This is a genomic window from Eudoraea sp. (assembly GCF_049665975.1).
In the GTDB taxonomy this organism is placed as follows: domain Bacteria; phylum Bacteroidota; class Bacteroidia; order Flavobacteriales; family Flavobacteriaceae; genus Eudoraea.
This window is the reverse complement of sequence record NZ_JBATGR010000462.1, coordinates 1-1767: the sequence shown is the minus strand read 5'-3', so window position 1 is coordinate 1767 and position 1767 is coordinate 1. Positions and strand designations below refer to the sequence as shown.

Here is a 1767-nt window from a genome sequence, read left to right as displayed (position 1 = left end):
ATATAGCCTTCCCCTGCATTGGCATAGGTGCCACTTGGAGGCTCCCCAGGTCCATTTGTGAACATAGTGGGTTCAGTAGCAAACAATGTAAATTCACCCCCTGCGCCATCAAAGAGACCTGACCCGCCTGTTACGATATAGTCAACCGAATTAGCTGTGAAGCTACCCAGGACTGATTTAAAAACTATCGTATCCCCGTTTGCCGAGGTTATGACTCCGGTAATTGCATCAAAACCTTGGTTTCCAGGTCCCCCCGTACACCAGGTCAGTTCAACTGCATAACGGCCTATGTGGGAGGCCTCGCCGCTGCCCACGATCTTCAGTGGCAACAAAGGGTCACACAAATTAACCGAAGAGGGGTCGAATTCAAAGGTTCCGGCACTCCGGATCTTCCAGGGGCGCTCAACTTGTTTCTCCTTGTTTGCAGAGGCATTGACAGCCTCGATGTTTTCAAGAGCATCCATATCCGCTTCCGGACTACAGGAAAAGGAAAATAAAAGGACAGCCACAATGGCTAACTGAAAAAAGGTTTTTGAAAATGATTGATCGATTGGTTTCATATAATAGTGGTTTAATGGATTACACATTATGAGCAAATACCCAAAAACACAAATAAACCGCTTAGATTATAAGAAGCGCAGTACCAGGAGGGAAGTTAGATTATGGGAGTTCACTTAAAGATAAGAATTATTTTTGGTAATTAGTCCTTTATTTTATTCCAGGTTATGCAGGAGCCTAGGTGGAATTTAATTTTATCGTAAGTATTCTATTAACATCTGGTTATTAATGGAACTCAAGAAGTACCAAATGACAAGTGCCAAATACAAAAGCATCTTTCAGTTCGATTGGAATTTGGATTTTGAAATTTGGGTTTTTTGATCCCTTGGAGCAAGAGCAAAGCTATCTAGCTTCGGCTGTTCTTCATTTCACACACAAGCACAGTAAAACAACTCAATGGTTATCTGCCCTTTCCATAGCAGGCCAAAGGCGTGCGTTTTTTTCCTGGTAAAGCTCCATATCCTTAAAAATGGTGCTCAGCAATCTAATAGCCTGGAGAATATAGGGCCCTTTGTTAAGCATAACACAATCTGTGCGTTGCGCCATAGCGGCATCGGTCATTTCGGCCCGGGAAGGGATCCCCTGCTTTGAAAGGTTTTCCAGGACCTGTGTTGCCCAGATTTCAGGAATATGTGCCGCCCTGCACAGTGAAAGAATTTCCCTTTGAACCCTGCCAATATTATCCCATCCGCATTCTATGGCCAGATCTCCCCTTGCAATCATCACCCCTACAGGGTAGGTCTTCATGGCCTCCAAAAGAATTTTGGCCAGCTTATTAAACCCACTTTGTGTCTCAATCTTTAGAATGATCCCAAATCCTTTTGGAGGGTTTAATTTTTGCAACTCCGCCATAAGATCTCTTACATCCTGCTTTCGGTTTACAAATGATACGTTTACGATATCCGCGTTTTCAACTACAAATGCGAGATCTTTTTTATCTTTGGCTGTTAAACCACTGAAATTTAATTTACTGCCGGGAAAATTTATGCCTTTGTCTGCCCTTAGTTTGTTTCCTACTTTCCGGGTATGCACAATCTCTATCAGCAATTCGTCCGGGGCCTGCTTGCGAATAACCCCTTCAATCTTGCCATCATCAAAAAAGACCGGCTCCCCTTCCCCTACCTGCTCAAATATTTCTGCCGAGGTACAGGAAATATGTGCCGGGCTTGTTATATTCCCTTCCGCATCCTTAAGCGCAGCTCCACCGGG

Annotated in this window: 2 protein-coding genes; both read right to left on the bottom strand. The window is 44.0% G+C overall.

What is annotated here, in order from left to right; all coding sequences use genetic code 11:
- Positions 1-560: hypothetical protein (locus WBN20_RS15075; protein WP_424282279.1), on the bottom strand; the 560-nt coding region annotated here is incomplete at its 3' end.
- A gap of 391 nt (positions 561-951) precedes the next feature.
- A partial coding sequence (locus tag WBN20_RS15070; RefSeq protein WP_424282278.1) for a pyruvate kinase occupies positions 952-1767 on the bottom strand: 816 nt, incomplete at its 5' end.